We start from the raw sequence: 18,599 nt of genomic DNA on the forward strand, positions 1-18,599 counted from the left end.
AGGCTATACTTTATGTGTCCCACATGGCAAAATAATGAATAGCAAGGGACAAACCATACATAAGGGGAATATTAATGAAATGGATTCGCGAGATAGCTTACAAGCTGCATCTAATTAAGCTTGTATCCATCCTATACCGTGCAAGAGTACTGCGTTTTCTACTGCCAGTTGCTATTATCGCCTTTGTTTACTTCGAAGGAAAAAAACAGTTCCGTGAGATCCACTGGGGAAGAATGATCCATGAGTTTCATCACATGCACCCCTTTACGATTTTTCTTTTGCTCAGCTTCTCCATGCTCGCTGTCTCTGTCATGAGTACGTATGACTTGTTGATTCGCAAGCATTTTCATTTAAAGATTGGGATTTGGGATACGATTCGTTATGGATGGATTGCAAACACCTCAAACAATTTGATTGGTTTTGCAGGTCTTACAGGAGCAGGGCTGCGATCAATTTTATATCGAAATCGAGAAGTTCCCATTGGCAGTATTGCTGCTTCTGTTGCCTTTCTTTCGACGATAACTTTCACAGGGCTATCGCTGCTAGCATGGCTGTGTATTATCGGCATTTTCCCTGTTCACGCATTGCTGAATGCTCATCCATGGCTCACCTATGCGATGTGGGCAATCGCACTGTATTTACCGCTATTCGTGCTGCTTCAAAGAACTTCACTTTTCTCCAAATGGATTAATCGGAATCGAGGACAATTGACTTGGCGCATTATGACCGCTTCCGTTGGTTCTTCCTTTTTGGAATGGTTTTTTGCTGGTATGACCTTCTGGCTTATTGGAGCAACATTTATTCCAGAACTTACATTTACAAATGCGCTTGGAATTTATACGTTAGCAGCAATAGCCGGCATTATAAGCATGGCGCCTGGCGGTATCGGTGGTTTTGATTTAACGGCTATATTAGGCTTACAGCTGCTCGGCTTTCCACCTGATAAATGCGCGGTCATCCTTGTTCTGTTTAGAATTTTGTATTATTTTGTGCCTTGGTTAATCGGCCTTATGATGGCAGCATTCGAGTTTCCTATGAACCGGAAACGAACGGAGCAGTCTGATAGCGGCATCATGGATCGAGCATTAAATATTTGGCAAAGCGTTTGGCGCTGGCCGGGACAATTTGCATTTATCGGCGAGGTTGGGGCATGGTCACTCGGTAAGCTTGYATTTGCGAGTGGGGTCATATTGCTGCTGTCCGCAGCGACACCCGCTTTACTTTACAGGATACATTTTACGGAAGAATTGGTTTCGTTTCAGATTATGAGGCTGTCCCATCAATTAAGCATTGTCATTGGCATTATGCTGATCATGCTGTCTCGCGGTATTTCACTTCGAGTGAAGCGAGCCTATTATTGGACACTCTTCCTGCTTTGTGCCGGTTCCTTCTTCGCACTTGCCAAAGCGTTTGATTACGAGGAAGCTATATTTCTACTCATTGTCGCGTTGCTGTTATGGATTTCAAGACATCGATTTTATCGTCTGGCTATACCCGTAGGGATTTATAATGTGCTGGGCTGGGGGCTTGTTACACTCTTAATCACCTATGGTTATTACCTCATCGCTTCCCATTCGTATCCGGCATTTCTCAAATATCTGCCAAGAAAGGCTCACACCACATGGCTGATAGATCCAAGCCAGCATACGATAGCTGCGATATTTGGTCTCTTGGTTGCTTGGCTCTTCCTATCCTTGCTTTATATGTTTCGTCCTACGCCGCTCGCCGTTTTAGAAACAGCCGAGGATGAGCAGTTGAAATTAAAAGCTTTTCTTGAAAAGGAACAAGGAAATTTATTGACGCATATGCTCTTTACCGGTGACAAGAGCTTCTTCTGGGCGATGAAGGATCAAGTGTTAATACCCTATGCGAAAATTCGAAATAAACTTGTTGTGCTCGGTGATCCTTTAGGTCCCAAAAGCATGATTAGCGAAGCGATTCAACAGTTTCAGCAATTTGCCGATCAGTTTGCGGTAGAGGTCGTATTTTATCAAACGACACCTGACTATTTACCGTTTTATCACGAAAACGGCTATCGCTTTTTTAAACTGGGTGAGGAAGCATTGGTTCATCTGGACAATTTCACGCTAGTCGGAAAACAAAATGCCAGTCTTCGGGCGGTTAAAAACCGCTTTGAACGTGAAAATTTTCAATTTGAAATCGTACATCCGCCTCATGATAAGCAGTTGTTAAAGAAACTGTCGTTCATCTCTGACCAATGGCTGGATGGAAAACATGAGAAGGGTTATTCTCTCGGATGGTTTGATGAAGATTATTTGCAGCTCGCGCCCATTGCGCTATTAAAAAATTCAGATGATCAAATTATTGCTTTCGCTTCTTTGACGCCTGCCTATGACGGTACGACCTTATCTGTAGATTTAATGCGCTATTTAAAATCCACCCCAAATGGAACGATGGATCAATTGTTTATTTGCCTTATGGAGTGGGCAAAAACAGAAGGATATGCGCAATTTAATTTGGGGATGGCTCCACTTTCGAGTGTTGGCCAGAGCCAAAACGCAATAAAAGAAGAGAAGCTGGCACGCATTCTTTTCGAGTATGGCGGAAGCTGGTATGGCTTTGTTGGCCTCCGGCGATACAAAGACAAGTTCTCACCTCATTGGGAGCCGCGCTATTTGGCGTATCCTTCGACAGTATCATTACCGCTCTTGCTAGTCGAGCTGGTACGGTTAATCTCACGGCACCCGAATAAAAACAAATAAAAGCAAAGCCCATGGAATCCCATGGGCTTTGCTTTTATTTATAGAACAAACTCTAATTAATGCTGCCTACAAGCTTCATAACGGCGTCTCGCGTTAATTTGTTACCGCCAACCGCAATGAGGTTAATGGTTGCATGTGCCAGCGTAAGCGGAATTTTGCAAAACTCTAGCGCAGGACCGCCTTTTAAATCAGATATATACGAATCCGCCAACTTCAGGTTGCGGCGCGTGTACTTAATCATTTCTTTCTGTCCCCAGCCTTCAGGGAAAAAGTCTACGCCACGTTCAAGATCCTCTGTGCGATTACGCAGAATGTTTACGGCTTGTAAGCCTCTTCCGAAAGCAACTGCTTTGATTCGGTCTGATTTCGTGCCATCGTGCCAGAACCATATGTCAGACAACATTTCCCCTACCATACCGGCAACACTATAAGTATAATTATCCAGATCCTCTTCCRTTCGGATATCCCAGCCTTCATGAACCCAATCAGCCATCTGCTTGGCCATTGTCGCTGTATGGTTATAAACGACATTCGTAACCGTCGGAGGACATAAAAGCGCCCATTCATGAATTCTCATCGTAACTTCCGGCAGTGTTTCTGCATAAGGAGAAAGGAGTTTTTGCGATTCATTAATCACATCATCGGAACTAAACGCATCATGAATGCCAAGCAATAATTCTGCTTTCACCTCATCTGCTAGCGTTTCATGATCCTCAATTTCATCAATAGCTCTCATACACAAATAAGCGGATGCAACTGCATCCTTTAAACCTGACTTCAACCTGCTGATGGGAATATAAAAAGTACGACTTGTTTGCTTTAACATGATCATCGCATCATTCAAAATAAAAACTCCTTCATTATGGCAGCTTTACTTTTAACTTGTTTTAATCGTTAATAATATAATACCATACATGGATTTAGATGTGCACCGCAACTGTGATTTCCTGCGTTTATCCTTCTTGATTTAGGAAGAACCTGTAATCGTATCCTTAATATCGGAGGCTTTTGGCATAATTATTCAGTTAGGATGACACATTTCCCTCTCCTTTCATTTAAACGCAGCCTTACTTCCTGAAACGATACCCTTAATAAAATACAAAATCCCGAATGTTAAACTCATCATATTGAGTGTTTAACTTTCGGGCTGCAAAAAAGATGAGCTGTGAAACAGCAGTTTATTTATAATAAGCGGCTTCTTATATTCTTACTTTAAAAATAACATTTTCAGCTGATGACCTGTTAAGAAGAACGTTTCTCTTAAAAGAAAAGGAAGCTTAGTACCCAAACTCTTGTAGGCTGACGTCTGAGTTGGTGAAGAGTAAGCATCCATCCCTAAGTGTCTAGTCATAACAAGAGCACGCTTCATATGCAAAGGATCGCTGACGATGGTAAAGGTATTGATTTGTTGTTGTCGTGCTATCGCATAGGCATTAGCTAAATTTTGTTCCGTGATTTTTGAATGCTCTTCAAGAACAATATTCTCCCCCGGCACCTTATACTGCATAACATATCGTTTTGATACTTCCGCTTCAGACAAGGAATCTCCCTTACCCGTGCCTCCAGTAACGATAATTTTCTTTATGTATCCATTGTTATAAAGCCAAATGGCATGATTTAATCTGTTCTCTAGAACTGTCGACGGTTTATCGTCCCAGACTGCTGCCCCAAGCACAATTGCGGCATCTGTGTGAATGAGCTCATTCACCTTTGCAAACGAAATAATGCTCCATACTGCATAGAGAATATAAACAAAACATAAAAGCACAGCAATTGCTGTGCCTTGTATAAGTCTCCTTCTCACTGCTGTACCCTCCTAACATGGCATATAGGTTTATAGGTCACCTTTATGGCCGAATATATTTTCTCCGAAACTCTCGAGGTGATTTCTCATACTTTTTTTTAAACGCTCGTTCAAAGTTAGGCAATGTATTAAAGCCCGCGGCATAACATACTTCCGTTATCGGCAAGATTGAACTGCTGAGCAATGCAGAGGCGAACTGAAGCCTTTTTCCTTGTAGATGCTCTTGAAATGATGTACCTGTATGCTTTTTGAAGCATTCGCTAAAATAATTGGCTGAAATTCCAGCATATCTCGCTATTTCATCTAATGAAAGCGGCTCTCGAAAATGGTGTTGTATATAGATGATCGACTTTCTAATGGAAGAAGGGATTGTGCTGATGGCTACATAGTCGTCAAGCAAGCGCTGATGCCCGTTATTTCTATAGAGATGGATGAGTATTCTCTCGAAACTTCCCTGCACCAGCATGCTGCTGCCTAGCTGCCACATCTGTGATTCATTCCAAATCCGAGTAAATTCCATTTCAATTTCACTAGCACTCTCGTCATGAAAAGTATGCAAATGGAGCGATACCTGTTCAAATAACATTTCTGTCAGCTCTGGGCGGATAAATGATTCATCAAAAATAAGATTAAACAAATGAATCGTTTGTCCTTCATCTGGGATGATCTCATGGAAATCTGCCGTTGTCAGCAGAAAAGTCATTCCTTTCTCTAAAGGAAAAGGCTCTCCGTTTATAACATGAGTTCCTGTGCCAGACACAACAAAGCCCATTTCAAAAAAATCATGCCAATGGGCATCAATTTTGTTATCGATCACATGTTTGAAAATCTTATAGGGGGATGACAAGGTCAAAAAGTTTTTACCAAGCAATCTCTCAGGTGTTAATTCATACTTCATGACGATTTCCCCCTATCAGACTTTTATTGGTCAAACCATTCGGCATATTTGGCAGCCATATAATCGGTCATCCATTGATTCACTTCTATTAAATCAACAATAGGCTTATTGGTAAAGGGCACCGTCGGCATATAATTCGGTGGACCGAACTCTGCTGTAAATGTTGTCCAAGTTCTTTCCTGCGCAGCTTGCTTCATAAAAATCCGCTGCCACCAGCCTGTAAATAAAACAAGCTCCGATGCGTATTCAGGCGCGCCAGGATGTGGCACTTGAGGTCCCTGTGGAAATCCAACACGGCCATGAACATGTATGCTGCGATCAATAGCAAGAGCAAGCTCATCCGAATGATTATCCAGATGCGACTCACATACGTTCACCCAATGGCTGAAGTCTGCAGTGATGCGCAAGTCAGGAAAACGCTTCAGCAATCTTGCAGTTGTCCAGGGTGTAAACATCGCTCGGCTGCGATGGGTTTCATGCCCGACCTGCAGACCAGACCTTTGCTCAATTGTAAGTGCTCCTTCAAAAAAACGATCCTGCTCAGCTTCTGACATGCTATCTCTAGCGCTTTGCGAGTTAATAAACAGCGGATTAAAATCCGTTGCTCGCATGACTTGTTTCTCGAAGCTATCGAGATGGTCATCATGTGTACTTACCTGCGCGATGAAGGCCAGCTTATTTGTTTCCAATGCCGCTTTAAAGGACTTTTCTTCAGAGGCAGGCGGCAGCGGCGCTTCTATTCCAAAATAACCTGCTTCTGCTGCATATGTCAAAAGCTCCTCATAGCTTCCCTGCATTCCCCACAACGCTTTTATTCGTCTCAATTCCAATACCTGTCCCCCCTTTTGTTAAGCCTATTATACATTGACAAAAGGATTGCCGGCTAAATCTTTTCCACGCGCTAGCCAGATTTTATGACCACGGTTCTTTTCAGTATAGACTTGCGCATCCGTTGAGAAATAACGCATCGTATAACCACAGCGGCGGAATTCACTTTTGTTAGGAGCTGCACCATGTATGATGCGAGAATCATGCACAGAGCACTCGCCTGGCTCAAGCTCGAAATAAACGGCCTTTGACTCATCCTTATTGCGAATTTCCGTATCAAAAATGTTGTCATTGCCATCCACCTGCTCGTACTCCGAGAAACCATTGTTATGCGTTCCCGGAATGACGCGCATACAGCCATTTTCCTTAGAGCTGCGGTCTATAGCCAGCCATACGGTCACAATGTTATCAAATCGGCTAAGTCGTCCGTTCCAATACGCGGAGTCTTCATGCCATGGCGTTTGCTTGCCAATAAGCGGCTCTTTGCAGATGAAATGACTAGACCACAAGCCAATGTTAGGACCAATTAAAGGCTCTACCAGATCAAGCACTTCATCGCTTAATAGAAACTTAAGTAGTCGCTCATCACGGAAATGCGGGGTATCGAGCTCGCTGTTCAGCTTCCGGCCTACAAGCTCCCATTGCTCCTCAAAAATATTAGTCAGCTCCGTCATCTTATCTGCGCTAAACAACTGTTTCTTATGCAGCGCGTAACCATTTTCCTTATAAAATTGCACTTCTTGCTCCGTCAATGTAGATATCGTCATCCATATCGCCTCCAATAAAAGTGGTGTATTGCTATGAATTGATCATAACGGAGCAGGAGCAAACTTACTTCTTATCCCATCGGCAAAAGTATGCATATCTTCTGATCCAACTGCTCGGTTATCCAGAAATTAAATTTAATATGCAAAGAGCCGCATCCTAATGGACGCGGCTTATTCGTTGTTTATCCTGCAATATTTGGAATGCATTCTTGAACAATAAGATTCCTTTTCCTTGCTGGAATCCTTATATGGACAGTTGTTCCAATACCTATACGACTGAATATGGAAACACCATATTCTGAACCATAGTGAAGCTTGATTCTCTGATCGATATTTCGAATCCCATATCCAATGTTTCCTTTATCTAGCCCGCTGAATATTTCATCAATTCGCTCCTGCGGCATGCCGAACYCGTCATCGATTATCTTATAATGCACCGTGTTTTCTTCCATATAGGTAACAATCCGAATATGAATGCGATCTCCGCTCCATGCGTGCTTAAGCGTATTTTCAATGAAAGGCTGCAAAATAAGCTTCACCGTCTCAAAATGCCATATATTCTCATCAATCTCGAATAATACTTCCAGACGTTTCCCGTACTTCACCTTCTGTATGCTTACATATGCGTTTGCCTGCTCCATCTCCGCTGCGATTGGGATCATCGTACGGCCTGAATTCAGCGTAAGCCTATAAAACTTCGCGAGCTCCAACACCATTTTTTGCAGTTTTTCATTTTCCCCGAATTTTGCGAGCTGGTTGATCGATGAAAGGGTATTGTATAAAAAATGCGGATTGATCTGAAGCTGCAGCATTTCCAGCTCAGCCTCTTTTTTCTGAAGCTGCGTCAAATATACCTTATTAATTAATGCCTCTACATCCTCGCCCATTCCGTTTAACGCCGTTGCAATTTGAGAGAATTCATCCTTCCCTCTGTAAGCAATTCGCTTATGCAAATCCCCCTCGCGGAAAGCATTCAACACCGATACAAATTTCAAAATTCGTTTGGAGAAATAACGTGAAATAAAGACACCCGCAAACGTTAACAAAACAAAGCTTAGTACGCAGATAAAAATAATAAATGCCCGTACCTTCGCAGCTTCCTGCTCAATAATGGTAAGTGGAACTTGCGCCACTAATGTCCAATTCTGATTGAGCAATTTCTCTTCTATTCTTAAGTATTCTTGCTTATCGCTATTTTCATTTGTCGATACATTTTTGTTTATTTTCGAAACTGGTCTGGTTGAGCCTTCCGGTAGCTGCCCAGAGGAAAAAATAACGTATCCCGTAGAATCCACGACAGACAGCTTGCTGCCGTCGCCAAGCTTCGAGAAGTCAACGCTATTAAACAGCTCCTTCATCTGAACGCTAAACCGCATAATAGCCAGCTCTTCAACTTCCAATGGATTATCGGTGTCGACGATACGTCGTATCATTGAAATACGATGATCTCGTACATCCTCTTCAACCTGTTTCCACTCCATAGTCACGCCGTATTCTTCTTTTGGAATGGATTTGTACCATAACTTATCCTGAATGCGGCTCATATGATAAATATCATAGGTTTGCTCTTTGGACTCATCGTTATCGGAAGCATTGTCTTTCTTCCATCGATTCTCATAAATTTGGTTCACCGTTTTATTATGAAAGTAGACAGACAACCTTAAATTCATCCCAATAGATTTCGAGGCGCTTTCTAGCTTTGGGCTAATGATCTGATTCATTCGATTTAAATTGGCAATGCCTATTTCATCAACTCGAATGCTTTGAACCAGATTATAATCATCATAGAGCGTAGACGATATTCGGACAATATCATCTAGTTTATATTTCACGTTGTCGCGCATTTGCTCCATCGTTCCTTCAATATTCATACGCGTCTGCTTACGCATGGAAGAGTCATACATCGAATGTGACACATAGAAATTGACAACGACCAAAATAACGATAAAAATCATATAGGACAGCATAAGCTTGTATCCGATCGGCATATATCCGAGTCTCTTTCTATTCTCCCGGACTATTTTCATCTAAAGCTCCCCCATTAATGATCAATTCTCTCTCTTCCGATATTCCATAGGCGTCATGCCAAACTTCTCCTTAAATTGTCGGCTGAAATAGGGAAGATAACGATAACCAACCTGATCGGCAACTTCATAAATTTTTATCCCGGGTTGATTGAGCAGTTCACATGCTTTCTCCATACGCAAATGAACGAGCAGTTCATTGAAGGTATGACCTGACTTTTCTTTTATTAAAAACCCCATATAGCTAGGCGAGAAAGAAAACTGCAGCGCCATATCTTTAAGGGTAATATTTTCACTCATCCTCTCCTTAATTGACTTCGTGACGCTGCGTATAAACTTGCTGTCTTTCATGACGTTTTTCTTCTGCAGGCGTTCAGAAATTTCATATAAGAGCTTTACAAGCCATGAACGTATATCATTAATCGTTTCGAATTGCATTAAAACTTCGAGATGGTGAATATCAATGCCTAGCAGTTCAAATAAATCCTCATTCATTTCACTTAAATATTGATCCAGCTTCCATATAATGTAGCTGGTCATATGATGAACAGTAAATCTGGAGCGAAGACTGGAAGCCGATGCAAACAAGTTCTCGAATTCGTCGTAAATCCGAACAAGCTCATATCCTTCCATGGCCTTTAATAGTGCTTTCATTCGTGTATCCAGAATCCGAGCGTCCAGCATGCCTGGTTCCGCTCTGACCTCTTCATATTTGATGATATCCCCTTTTCCAAGAAACATCTTGCCTTCAACAGCTTCTATCGCTTGTCGGTAGGATACTTGCAGCTGTTCTATCGAATGAACCGCTTCACCGAGGCCGGTTGTTATCGATACCGTTAGATGCTGCGAAAGCGCATCGCATAACGTTTTGACGGTTTGACCAATAGCTTTGTCTTCCAGTAATATAGCAATGCGTTGAGACGACAGCTTGCAGTATGGAAGGATCCCTATCTTTTGAATCGTTTCATGTACAATTTGAAGAGAGCTTCGCGACCATTCTCTCTGTGAAGATGCGTTCTCGGTTTGTCTCAACGACTGATTATCCAGTTCCATAATCGCAACACGGATAGGCCAGTTTAATTGATCAAAGCCGTAGTGTAAAATCAGCTTAGACATGGAAACGCCCTCCGTCGTTTCCAATCCTTCCAACACATGAATCAAAAAGTCGCTTTTGGCAATCGGAATCATTTGTTGATAGGCCTCTTCCACTTCACGCTGCTTGTTCTCCTCATCAAGATCCTGCTTCACCTTTAACAAAGACGACACCAATTCATTGTCATCCATTGGCTTTAGTACATAATTGTAAGCCTTTAAAGACAACGCCTGCTGTACATAGCTGAACTCCTGATAGCCGCTAACGAATATAATACGCATATTAGGCTTGCGTTCGAGTGCAATTCGGGCAAGCTCAAGTCCTGACATATAAGGCATATTAACATCGCTGACTAATATATCGATGGGCTGCTCATCTATTATTTCGCATGCTGATAATGCATTATTTACGCTGCCCTTCACTTCCATTCCAAGCTCAGACCAAGGAATAAACCGTTTCATTCCTTCCAGATCGAGTTCTTCGTCATCGACTAACAATACCTTATACATAAGAGCAGCTCCTTCAAGTTAACAAATTTACGTTACTCTTGATTTAAAACTTTTAAGTTTTCCTGCCACTTCGACGTAATAAAATCTAAATAATCTTGAAAACCTGATTCCATCGAATCCTTATGCGCTAAATCCAAAATCTCTAGTACCTCTTCATCCGTTTGCCCGTACATCGCATATGAGCGCGCGCTTAACCATATTTCTTTCACCCGGGCAAAGATTCTGCCTTCGTCAGAATTTGGTGTCGGCTGCAAATTGATAAACGGTGTTGCATCCCCCTGAGATTCCCAAGTTACCTTTTGCTGCCAGTATGTAGACCAGTTTCGCTTGTCCTCAGGCAATGTTTTTTCATAATCGCTTTTGGTTTGATCGAGATATACGGTGTTGCCAACCCAAATCAACTCGCCAGAGATTGCTTGTATTTCACTCAGCCCATCCGGGTCTAATGTGTATTTGCTCGTAAATTTTGGCGTTATTCCATCCTCTTTGAAGCCATCCCAGTACCCGTTTGGCCCCGGCGGGCCCCACATCTGAACAGCAGAACCTTCCGGCCCTGTCATCCAATCCAGCATAGCGAATATCGCTTCTGGATTTTTTGCGCTTGTCGTTATCGTAGAGACATTCCAGCCAAGCACATTGTATGTGCCAGGATAAATCTTATTCGGATCCAACCCTTCCTTATAAATAGGATCGATAAAGATATAACCATCCTCCGGATTTTTCCTTACAAGCTCTGCATTCGCCAACATCACTTGACGCATAGGGTCCGCACTGGCATAAACCGCCACTTTGCCGCTCATAAGCTTCTCACTTACCTGATCATCCGTTTGTGTCCAAGCATCCGAGGTAATTAGCCCCTCACGCACAAGCTTAGCTACAAATAATGCCGACTCGCGAAACCCTTCATCTTTATAGATCGATGTCATCTTATCTCCGCTCGTTACAGCGTAGTAGCGAGTAAAGCTATAATTGTCTTCCTTGAAGGCGGAAAATAATTGATCAATGCCTTGCCCCTCACTGGCAATTCCTGTTTCAAAAGGTACGACATCAGGATATTTGGCTTTCACTTTATTGAGGTAATCATAAAGCTCATTTGTCGTAGATAGCTTAGGGGAACCTAATTCCCGATATATTCGTTTATTCACAACATAACCCGCGTTGCCGTACGGTTTATTAGTGTAATAATTTGGAAAATAATAAATATGCCCATCTGGTGCTCGAAGCAAATCTAAAATTTTAGTGCCTGCCCATTTTTTTAAATTTGGATATTTATCTATATAGTTATCGAGCGGTACGAGTAAGCCCGCTTCACGCAAACGTTCCAGATCATAACCGCGATCACCCCAAATGATATCCGGCAACTGCTTGCTGGCAATCATCTTTCGAAGCTTCTGCTTTCCGTTTCCTTCAACGTCGATTCCTTTGATGTGAATGTTAAGATTATCCTGAATCCACTTCGAAGAGGGATCTGCGCCCCACTGCGGCATCGAATAATAACTGTAGTGACCATAAAAGGAAATATCAAGCCTTTCTTTGCCTAGTTCATAGAGCTGATTGGGAGGCAGATTTATTTGTATATCTTGCGTTGTTCCCTCTTCAGTTATTGGAACTGGTTTACTGTCTACTCCACTGCAGGCGACAAGCATACTGACAATGAAATAGACCAACATGAACCGCAGGAACCTCTCTTTCTTCGCGTACACTGACCAAGCACCCCTTATATGAGCAGCATTTTTTGAAAAATCTCCCTTTAATAATATCAAAATAAATGCAAGCTATATATATAAAAGTTAAGTATAACCAAAAATACAGAGATATCCCAAGTGATCCAAATGGATCCCTTGGGATGATCTCTTTTACTATTAAACCTTATTTTTCTCCAAGAATAGTTCTGTTAGCATGCCATCTTTCAGTACGCCATTCTAGAAGCTCTTTGTATTTATACCCTTGAGCTTTCGTTTCAGCTGCATCTAGGATTCTGTCAACATCTGCATCACTCTTCGCAGTCGTTGAAGCAGCTAGAGTTTCAAGAGTAAGATCTACGATTTGTGTTCTAGTGTCACCGTATGGAGAATCCGGCTCAATATTAATGTTGGTAAGCGCTGTTGTATCATTAGATGACGGCCAAGTAATATCTCTCTGCCAACGTGCTGCCCAGTTTTGTTTTTCTAATGGCAGTGAATTAACATATTTCAATTTTGCTGGGTCGATGTACGATACGTTTCCTACGATGTGAACAACATCATTTGCAGCTTGAATTGCTGTTACTTCCTCTTCATTGTAGTTTTCAGTGAAGATCGGTTGTTCGTTTTCGTCGAAACCTTTCCAGTTGCCGCCCTCAGGTCCGAAGAATGAGATTGTCATGCCTTCAGGTCCTGTCATCCAATCAAGTGCTGCGAAGATTTTTTCTGGATCTTTTGCATGTTTAGTAATCGTCACAACGTTCCAACCAAGAGCATCGTAACCACCTGCAAAGATTTTGTTCTTATCAAGTCCAGCTTTGCGAACAGGCCAAATCATGAAGTAACCAGCATCTGGATCTGCCTTTCTAAGCTCAGAATCTCCGCGTGAAGCAAACGTAGTAACGCCTGATCCAGCATAAACGGCTACTTTACCCGTTACGATTTTTTCTGCAACGACATCTCTTGTTTGTGTCCACCAATCTTGTGCGATTAGCTTCTCACGGTACAATTTTGCAAGGTATTTTTGAGACTCACGGAAAGAAGGATCTGTAAAGAATGAAACGAGCTTATCGTCTTTGATTACGCCCTGAACATCACTGCTTAATGATTTGTAAAGGTTGTTTTCTCCAAATCCTGCGTAAATGACGCCCAAGCCTTGAATTTCGCTACCGCGATCTAGTTCCAGTGGAATGATTTTATCGCCGTATTTTGCTTTTACTGCTTGAAGATATGCATACAAATCGTCCATCGTTTCAAGTGCTGGAGATCCAAGCTCTGCATAAACTTTTTTGTTGACTACATAACCAGCTGTACTTGTTGGTTTCTCTGTGTACCAGTTAGGGAATTTGTACAGCTTGCCATCTGCTGAACGAAGCAGCTCCATGGATTTAGGATTAAGATATTTCTTCAGGTTAGGATATTTATCAAGATAAGGATCAAGCGCTACGAGTTGATCATTTGCAATAAGTCTTTCAATATCCGGATCATAGCGGTTACCATAAATGAGATCCGGCATTTGGCTAGTATCAGCCATAAAGGTCTGCATCAGCTGTGCAGAGTTGCCTTTTGCGTGAATCGGTTTGATCGTTACTTGTTTATTTTCTTTCAGGTATTTCCAAAAAGGGTTCGCATCCATGGTGTCAGGGAAATCTTGCCAGCTATAGTGTGTATAAGCCGAGAATTCTATCGGACTAGAACCAAATACCCATGGTTGATCTGCTGGAGCGTCTGTAGCCTCACTCCCTTTATTAGTGTTCGTTGCTGAATCTGTTGCTGTTGGTTTTGGATCATTGCCCCCCGAATTGCTGCATCCTGCAAGTACAGTTACCAGTAGAAACACCGCAGAGACAACCACTAACAGCGGCTTTTTCATTTTCTTCATGCTGATTTTACCCCTCTCATGATTAATATATATGTCCAAAGCGACATTCGCCTTAAACCGATGGTCAACAAGCTATTCTTTTAGAGATCCGACCATAACACCCTTCATAAAAAATCTTTGAAGAAAAGGATATACAGCGATAATGGGAAGAGACACAATCATAATCATTGCACTAATAAGAGATTTGGAGGTAAGGGCTTTCGATGCCATTTTCTCACTAGCAATGCTGTCATTTCCGATCGCATCCGTTAGAACATTAGAGTTCAATACTTTCCGCAATATCGTTTGAATAGGCAGCAAATCTTGATTAGAAACATAGATCGATGGCGCGAACCAATCATTCCAATGCGCAATAGCCGTAAACAAACCAAGTGTGGCGATCACTGGCATGGACAGCGGGAGCGCCATCTTGAAAAAGATTCCCCAGTTGCTGCAGCCATCAATTTGTGCCGACTCTTCTAATCCCACAGGCAAGCTTTTGAAGAAGGTTCGGAAAACGATCATATTCCATACACTGATTAGACCGGGAATAATGTAAACGAGGAAACTGTTCATCAAACCGAGTGATTTAATCAATAGAAAAGTTGGAATCAACCCGCCGCCGAAGTACATCGTAAAGATGAAATAAAAGGAATAATAGCCACGACCCATTAAATAGTTTTTGGACATGCCATACGCGAGCAATGCAGTCAAAAATGTTGCTGATATGGTTCCAATGATCGTTCGGCTAAAGGAAATGTAAAATGCATTTAAAATTTTGTCATCTTGAAAAACAATTTCATAATTTGCAAATGTAAACATCCTTGGCCAAAATGTAATGCCGCCTTTGGCTGTATCTGTTCCTTCATTCAACGATACAACGAGTGTATTCCAGAACGGATACAATGCGGAGAAAGCTAACAAAATGAGGAATACATATATGCATACAACCATAGCTCGGTCGTTATAGCTCAAACGCTTGAAAGTCAATTGATTTCGCCCCCAGTTATGAAGTAATGTTCTACCATAAGCCGTTGCCGGACCTACGGGCTAGGTAGTTAGCCGCCGTCAAGAGCAATACGCTGATCACCGCTCTAAATAAACCAACTGCAACACCGTAAGAAAATTTCCCATTCTGCAGGCCGACCCGATATACATAAGTATCAATAACATCCGACACCGGTCTTAGAATTGGATTCTGGGCAAGGATCAAAATATCTTCAAAACCAGCACTCAATAAATTCCCCATTGCTAGAATCATAAAGATGATAATAACCGGCATAATCGTTGGTATCGTTATGAGATAAATTTGCTTAAACTTGCTGGCTCCATCAATATCTGCCGCTTCATACAAATGCGGATCTACACCTGCGATTGCAGCAAGGTAAATAATCGAGCCAAAGCCGATTTCCTTCCATACCGTGGTCGAAACCAGTATGCCCCAGAAGTATTCCTTTAGGGACAGGAAGTTGACCGGTTCATCTATCGCTCCAACACCTTCAAGCAGCATATTGACGCTACCGTTTTCAGTTGAAAGCAACGCCATAACCATGCCGCCTACAATAACCCATGACATGAAGTACGGTAGATATGTAATCGTTTGTACGACTCTCTTAAACACCATATGCCTGACTTCATTAAGCATCAGCGCCAATATAATCGGTGCTGGAAATCCAATTAATAGCTTTAAAAGGCTTATCACAAGTGTATTTCTCATGACCGTAACGATATCAGGTGCAGTAAGGAACGCTTCAAAATGTTTAAAGCCCACCCAAGGGTTATCGAATATTCTCGATCCCGTAAAAAGGTTGTAATCCATAAACGCCGTCAATACACCATACATAGGTATATAGGCAAATACGAATATCAGCAATATACCCGGCCACACCATCAATTGCACATCCATTTGCTTCATCAGGCGGTTGAAAAAGGTTTTTTTTCTCGGGCTGTTCTCCGGCGGAGTCGCTGTGTACTTTACCTTCGTTGTTGCTTGCGACATGCTCATCCTCCCATAATATAGTTGATATAAATCTTGCAGATTAGCTCTGAAGCGTCCTTCATCTTCAGCATCAAATGCCGTTCATTAGGCTCATTTACATTCTAACCCTGTAAAAATGTTGAAACTATATAATAAAAACCCGATTTTTTATACTTTCACAGGCTTTTATGATAAATTCGATCATTATATTGATTTTTGCAAACAAAATTGGTGAGGATCGTTTCAAAAATGGACTTAAAATGACAAAAAAAACACGCCTTAAAAGGCGTGTCATGTATTGTAAAGCTTATAGATTCAATCCACCCAAGCTTGCCCCTTTAACAAATAATCGCTCGATGCTCTTCAGAACCGAAGGATCAGGAATTAAAGGCGGTGCTTGATGCGGTTTAATACGAGCGTCAATAATCAAATTGTCGCAAGCCCAATGCTTGTTCTCATAATGACTATTCACGCCATACATATCGTGTGATGGATTGCTGCGCGTAAAGGTAACCCATAGGAAGTTTTTAATCGTCTCGCTAATGAAATGACTATCATCACCTACTATAATCATAGGGCAAGAAGAGAGAGCTCCCTTTTCTTGTATAGCATCACATAACGATTGCATTTCCTGCTTAGCACTGGCATAACTCAAAAATGTAGAGCCTTGGATGACTACAACTCCCGGCATGACCATACGCGCATGTTCAAATCCGCTTATTTCTTTGAAAACATCGGGCACTTCTGTACATAAGTCTCTTTTTTTGTCCCCATATGCTGCGATGACTACTTTACTGCCGCTGTTTAATCCCGTACCCGAATAATCGAGTGTATCAATCGTCGTATTTGTATGGAAATGAATGTCACGGCTAAGATCGATACGTTCTAGTATATACGTTAAAAAATCCACTTCATCATGTGAATCCAACGGCCTTTGATCTTCAGCTGTAATAAAAAGGTATTTGGCCAAACTCAGTTGTCCCGTACCCAAAATCCGATTAGCAATGGTGAGCAGCTCTGCCGGCTGTTTCACTTGCTGATACGGGGTGTACCGTTCGCTGCCTATTGCAAAAAGCAGAGGATGAACACCCGCTGCATCTACTGCATGCACTTCCTTTACACCAGGAATTTCTTGTCTAATCGCATCACCTGTCAACTCATGAATGAGCTCTCCAAACGCAGTATCCTCCTGCGGCGGACGGCCAACAACAGTAAATGGCCAAATCGCTCCCGGCTTCGCGTACACTTTATGAACTTTCATGACAGGGAAAGGATGAGTAAGACTGTAATACCCCAAATGATCACCAAATGGTCCCTCAGGTTTCGTCTCGCCTTGATGAATTTCTCCGGTTATAACAAAATCCGCATCGTTGCTAATACAGAACCCCTCCAAATAACTGTAGCGGAAACGGTGTCCTGACAGCATTCCGGCAACAGTCATCTCTGTCAGCCCTTCCGGCAGCGGCATAACAGCTGCCAGCGTATGTGCTGGAGGGCCGCCTACAAAACAGCTTACTTTTAAAGGGATACCCTTTTTATTCGTTTTATCTTGATGCACGCCGATGCCGCGATGAATCTGATAATGCACGCCAATTTCTTTGTTCATTTCATAATCATTGCCGCTCAGCTGTACACGATACATACCCAAATTTGAATTCATTATTCCTGGCTTGTCCGGATCTTCCGTGTAGACTTGAGGCAGGGTTACAAATGCACCGCCATCCATTGGCCAGCTTTGAATAAGCGGCAAATCCGAAATTTGTATTTCCTGCGCGGTTACTGGCAGACTGCCCGACTTCTTAACCGGAAGAGCTTTCCAAGCGGCCATACCGGTTCTGACATGCTTAAACGGATTTTTTAATGCCTTCATGGGATCATTGCGCAGCTCCATCACACTTTGCACCGATTCCCAAGTGTTGCGGAATATGAATTTGCTGCGCTCTACCGTTCCGAACAAATTAGAAACTGCCCGGAATTTAGAGCCTTTTACATTTTCGAATAGCAGCGCTGGACCGCCAGCCTCATAAACTTTCATATGGATAGCAGCCATCTCAAGATACGGATCTACTTCTTCTTTTATACGAACCAAATGTCCGTTTTTCTCTAAATCAATAACACATTCTTCTAAATTGCGATACATTAGAAATTCTCCAATCTCAGCCTGATAGGGTGATCAAAACTCACGCTCTTTTTATTAAAATTAATTCATATTGTTGCCTATTGTCAAACGCGATCAAAAACCAAGTGTTATATGCAGCCAAGCATTAGCAAATAACAAAAATACGCCATAAATGGCGTATTTTTATCATCTTATTAACGAAGTTTATAGTATTGATTATATACTTACTCTACTATAAAAGTATAGGCAGGCAGCCGTTGATACGCGCCTCCCTTGCCTTACAATTCGCTTTTTGCAGTATAGAGTACAGGCC

13 protein-coding genes are annotated in these 18,599 nt (G+C 42.1%); 1 reads left to right on the forward strand and 12 read right to left on the reverse strand.

The window, feature by feature from the left end; translation table 11 throughout:
- Nucleotides 1–74 precede the first annotated feature (74 nt).
- Nucleotides 75–2,723, forward strand: coding sequence for a bifunctional lysylphosphatidylglycerol flippase/synthetase MprF (gene mprF, locus AB4Z17_RS23175; RefSeq protein WP_441962305.1), 2,649 nt, complete (start codon nt 75–77; stop codon nt 2,721–2,723).
- Between the two features lie 52 nt (nt 2,724–2,775).
- On the opposite strand, the gene AB4Z17_RS23180 is transcribed toward mprF, so the two are convergent.
- The 12 genes from AB4Z17_RS23180 to AB4Z17_RS23235 form a co-directional block, all read right to left on the reverse strand.
- Nucleotides 2,776–3,555 carry a squalene/phytoene synthase family protein gene (locus AB4Z17_RS23180; protein ID WP_441962323.1) on the reverse strand — a complete coding sequence of 260 codons (780 nt, stop codon included), beginning with the start codon at nt 3,553–3,555 and terminating at the stop codon, nt 2,776–2,778.
- A gap of 375 nt (nt 3,556–3,930) precedes the next feature.
- Entirely contained in the window at nt 3,931–4,527 is a 597-nt protein-coding gene (locus tag AB4Z17_RS23185) for a YdcF family protein (RefSeq protein WP_441962307.1), read from the reverse strand.
- Nucleotides 4,528–4,570: 43 nt separating this feature from the next.
- On the reverse strand, nt 4,571–5,425 hold the full coding sequence (locus AB4Z17_RS23190; protein ID WP_441962309.1) for an AraC family transcriptional regulator: 855 nt from the start codon (nt 5,423–5,425) through the stop codon (nt 4,571–4,573).
- Between the two features lie 23 nt (nt 5,426–5,448).
- Nucleotides 5,449–6,255, reverse strand: coding sequence for a sugar phosphate isomerase/epimerase family protein (locus AB4Z17_RS23195; protein ID WP_441962311.1), 807 nt, complete (start codon nt 6,253–6,255; stop codon nt 5,449–5,451).
- A 27-nt stretch (nt 6,256–6,282) separates the two neighbouring features.
- Nucleotides 6,283–7,020, reverse strand: a complete 738-nt coding sequence (locus tag AB4Z17_RS23200; protein WP_441962313.1) for a phytanoyl-CoA dioxygenase family protein — start codon at nt 7,018–7,020, stop codon at nt 6,283–6,285.
- Between the two features lie 182 nt (nt 7,021–7,202).
- Nucleotides 7,203–9,047 (reverse strand): cache domain-containing sensor histidine kinase, encoded by a 1,845-nt coding sequence (locus AB4Z17_RS23205; RefSeq protein WP_441962315.1) that lies wholly within the window; start codon nt 9,045–9,047, stop codon nt 7,203–7,205.
- 21 nt (nt 9,048–9,068) lie between these two features.
- A complete protein-coding gene (locus AB4Z17_RS23210) occupies nt 9,069–10,646 on the reverse strand; it encodes a response regulator (protein ID WP_441909481.1) in 1,578 nt (525 codons plus the stop codon).
- 32 nt (nt 10,647–10,678) lie between these two features.
- On the reverse strand, nt 10,679–12,316 hold the full coding sequence (locus tag AB4Z17_RS23215; protein WP_441962317.1) for an extracellular solute-binding protein: 1,638 nt from the start codon (nt 12,314–12,316) through the stop codon (nt 10,679–10,681).
- Between the two features lie 199 nt (nt 12,317–12,515).
- Nucleotides 12,516–14,210: an ABC transporter substrate-binding protein gene (locus tag AB4Z17_RS23220; protein WP_441962319.1), complete on the reverse strand. Its 1,695-nt coding sequence runs from the start codon at nt 14,208–14,210 to the stop codon at nt 12,516–12,518.
- A 72-nt stretch (nt 14,211–14,282) separates the two neighbouring features.
- Entirely contained in the window at nt 14,283–15,143 is an 861-nt protein-coding gene (locus tag AB4Z17_RS23225) for a carbohydrate ABC transporter permease (RefSeq protein WP_076270966.1), read from the reverse strand.
- Between the two features lie 67 nt (nt 15,144–15,210).
- Nucleotides 15,211–16,188 (reverse strand): ABC transporter permease, encoded by a 978-nt coding sequence (locus AB4Z17_RS23230; RefSeq protein WP_441909478.1) that lies wholly within the window; start codon nt 16,186–16,188, stop codon nt 15,211–15,213.
- Nucleotides 16,189–16,474: 286 nt separating this feature from the next.
- Complete coding sequence (locus AB4Z17_RS23235; RefSeq protein ID WP_441962321.1) at nt 16,475–18,307, reverse strand: UbiD family decarboxylase; 1,833 nt, start codon at nt 18,305–18,307, stop codon at nt 16,475–16,477.
- Nucleotides 18,308–18,599 lie beyond the last annotated feature (292 nt).

Source organism: Paenibacillus sp. TAF43_2, from assembly GCF_052113545.1.
GTDB lineage: Bacteria > Bacillota > Bacilli > Paenibacillales > Paenibacillaceae > Pristimantibacillus.

Excerpts from the sequence above, each read along its gene's own strand:
- AB4Z17_RS23190 (WP_441962309.1), bottom strand. The coding sequence starts at position 5,425 with ATGAAGTATGAATTAACACCTGAGAGATTGCTTGGTAAAAACTTTTTG.
- AB4Z17_RS23200 (WP_441962313.1), bottom strand. The coding sequence starts at position 7,020 with ATGACGATATCTACATTGACGGAGCAAGAAGTGCAATTTTATAAGGAA.
- AB4Z17_RS23210 (WP_441909481.1), bottom strand. The coding sequence starts at position 10,646 with ATGTATAAGGTATTGTTAGTCGATGACGAAGAACTCGATCTGGAAGGA.
- AB4Z17_RS23215 (WP_441962317.1), bottom strand. The coding sequence starts at position 12,316 with ATGTTGGTCTATTTCATTGTCAGTATGCTTGTCGCCTGCAGTGGAGTA.
- AB4Z17_RS23220 (WP_441962319.1), bottom strand. The coding sequence starts at position 14,210 with ATGAAGAAAATGAAAAAGCCGCTGTTAGTGGTTGTCTCTGCGGTGTTT.
- AB4Z17_RS23225 (WP_076270966.1), bottom strand. The coding sequence starts at position 15,143 with ATGGTTGTATGCATATATGTATTCCTCATTTTGTTAGCTTTCTCCGCA.
- AB4Z17_RS23230 (WP_441909478.1), bottom strand. The coding sequence starts at position 16,188 with ATGTCGCAAGCAACAACGAAGGTAAAGTACACAGCGACTCCGCCGGAG.
- AB4Z17_RS23235 (WP_441962321.1), bottom strand. The coding sequence starts at position 18,307 with ATGTATCGCAATTTAGAAGAATGTGTTATTGATTTAGAGAAAAACGGA.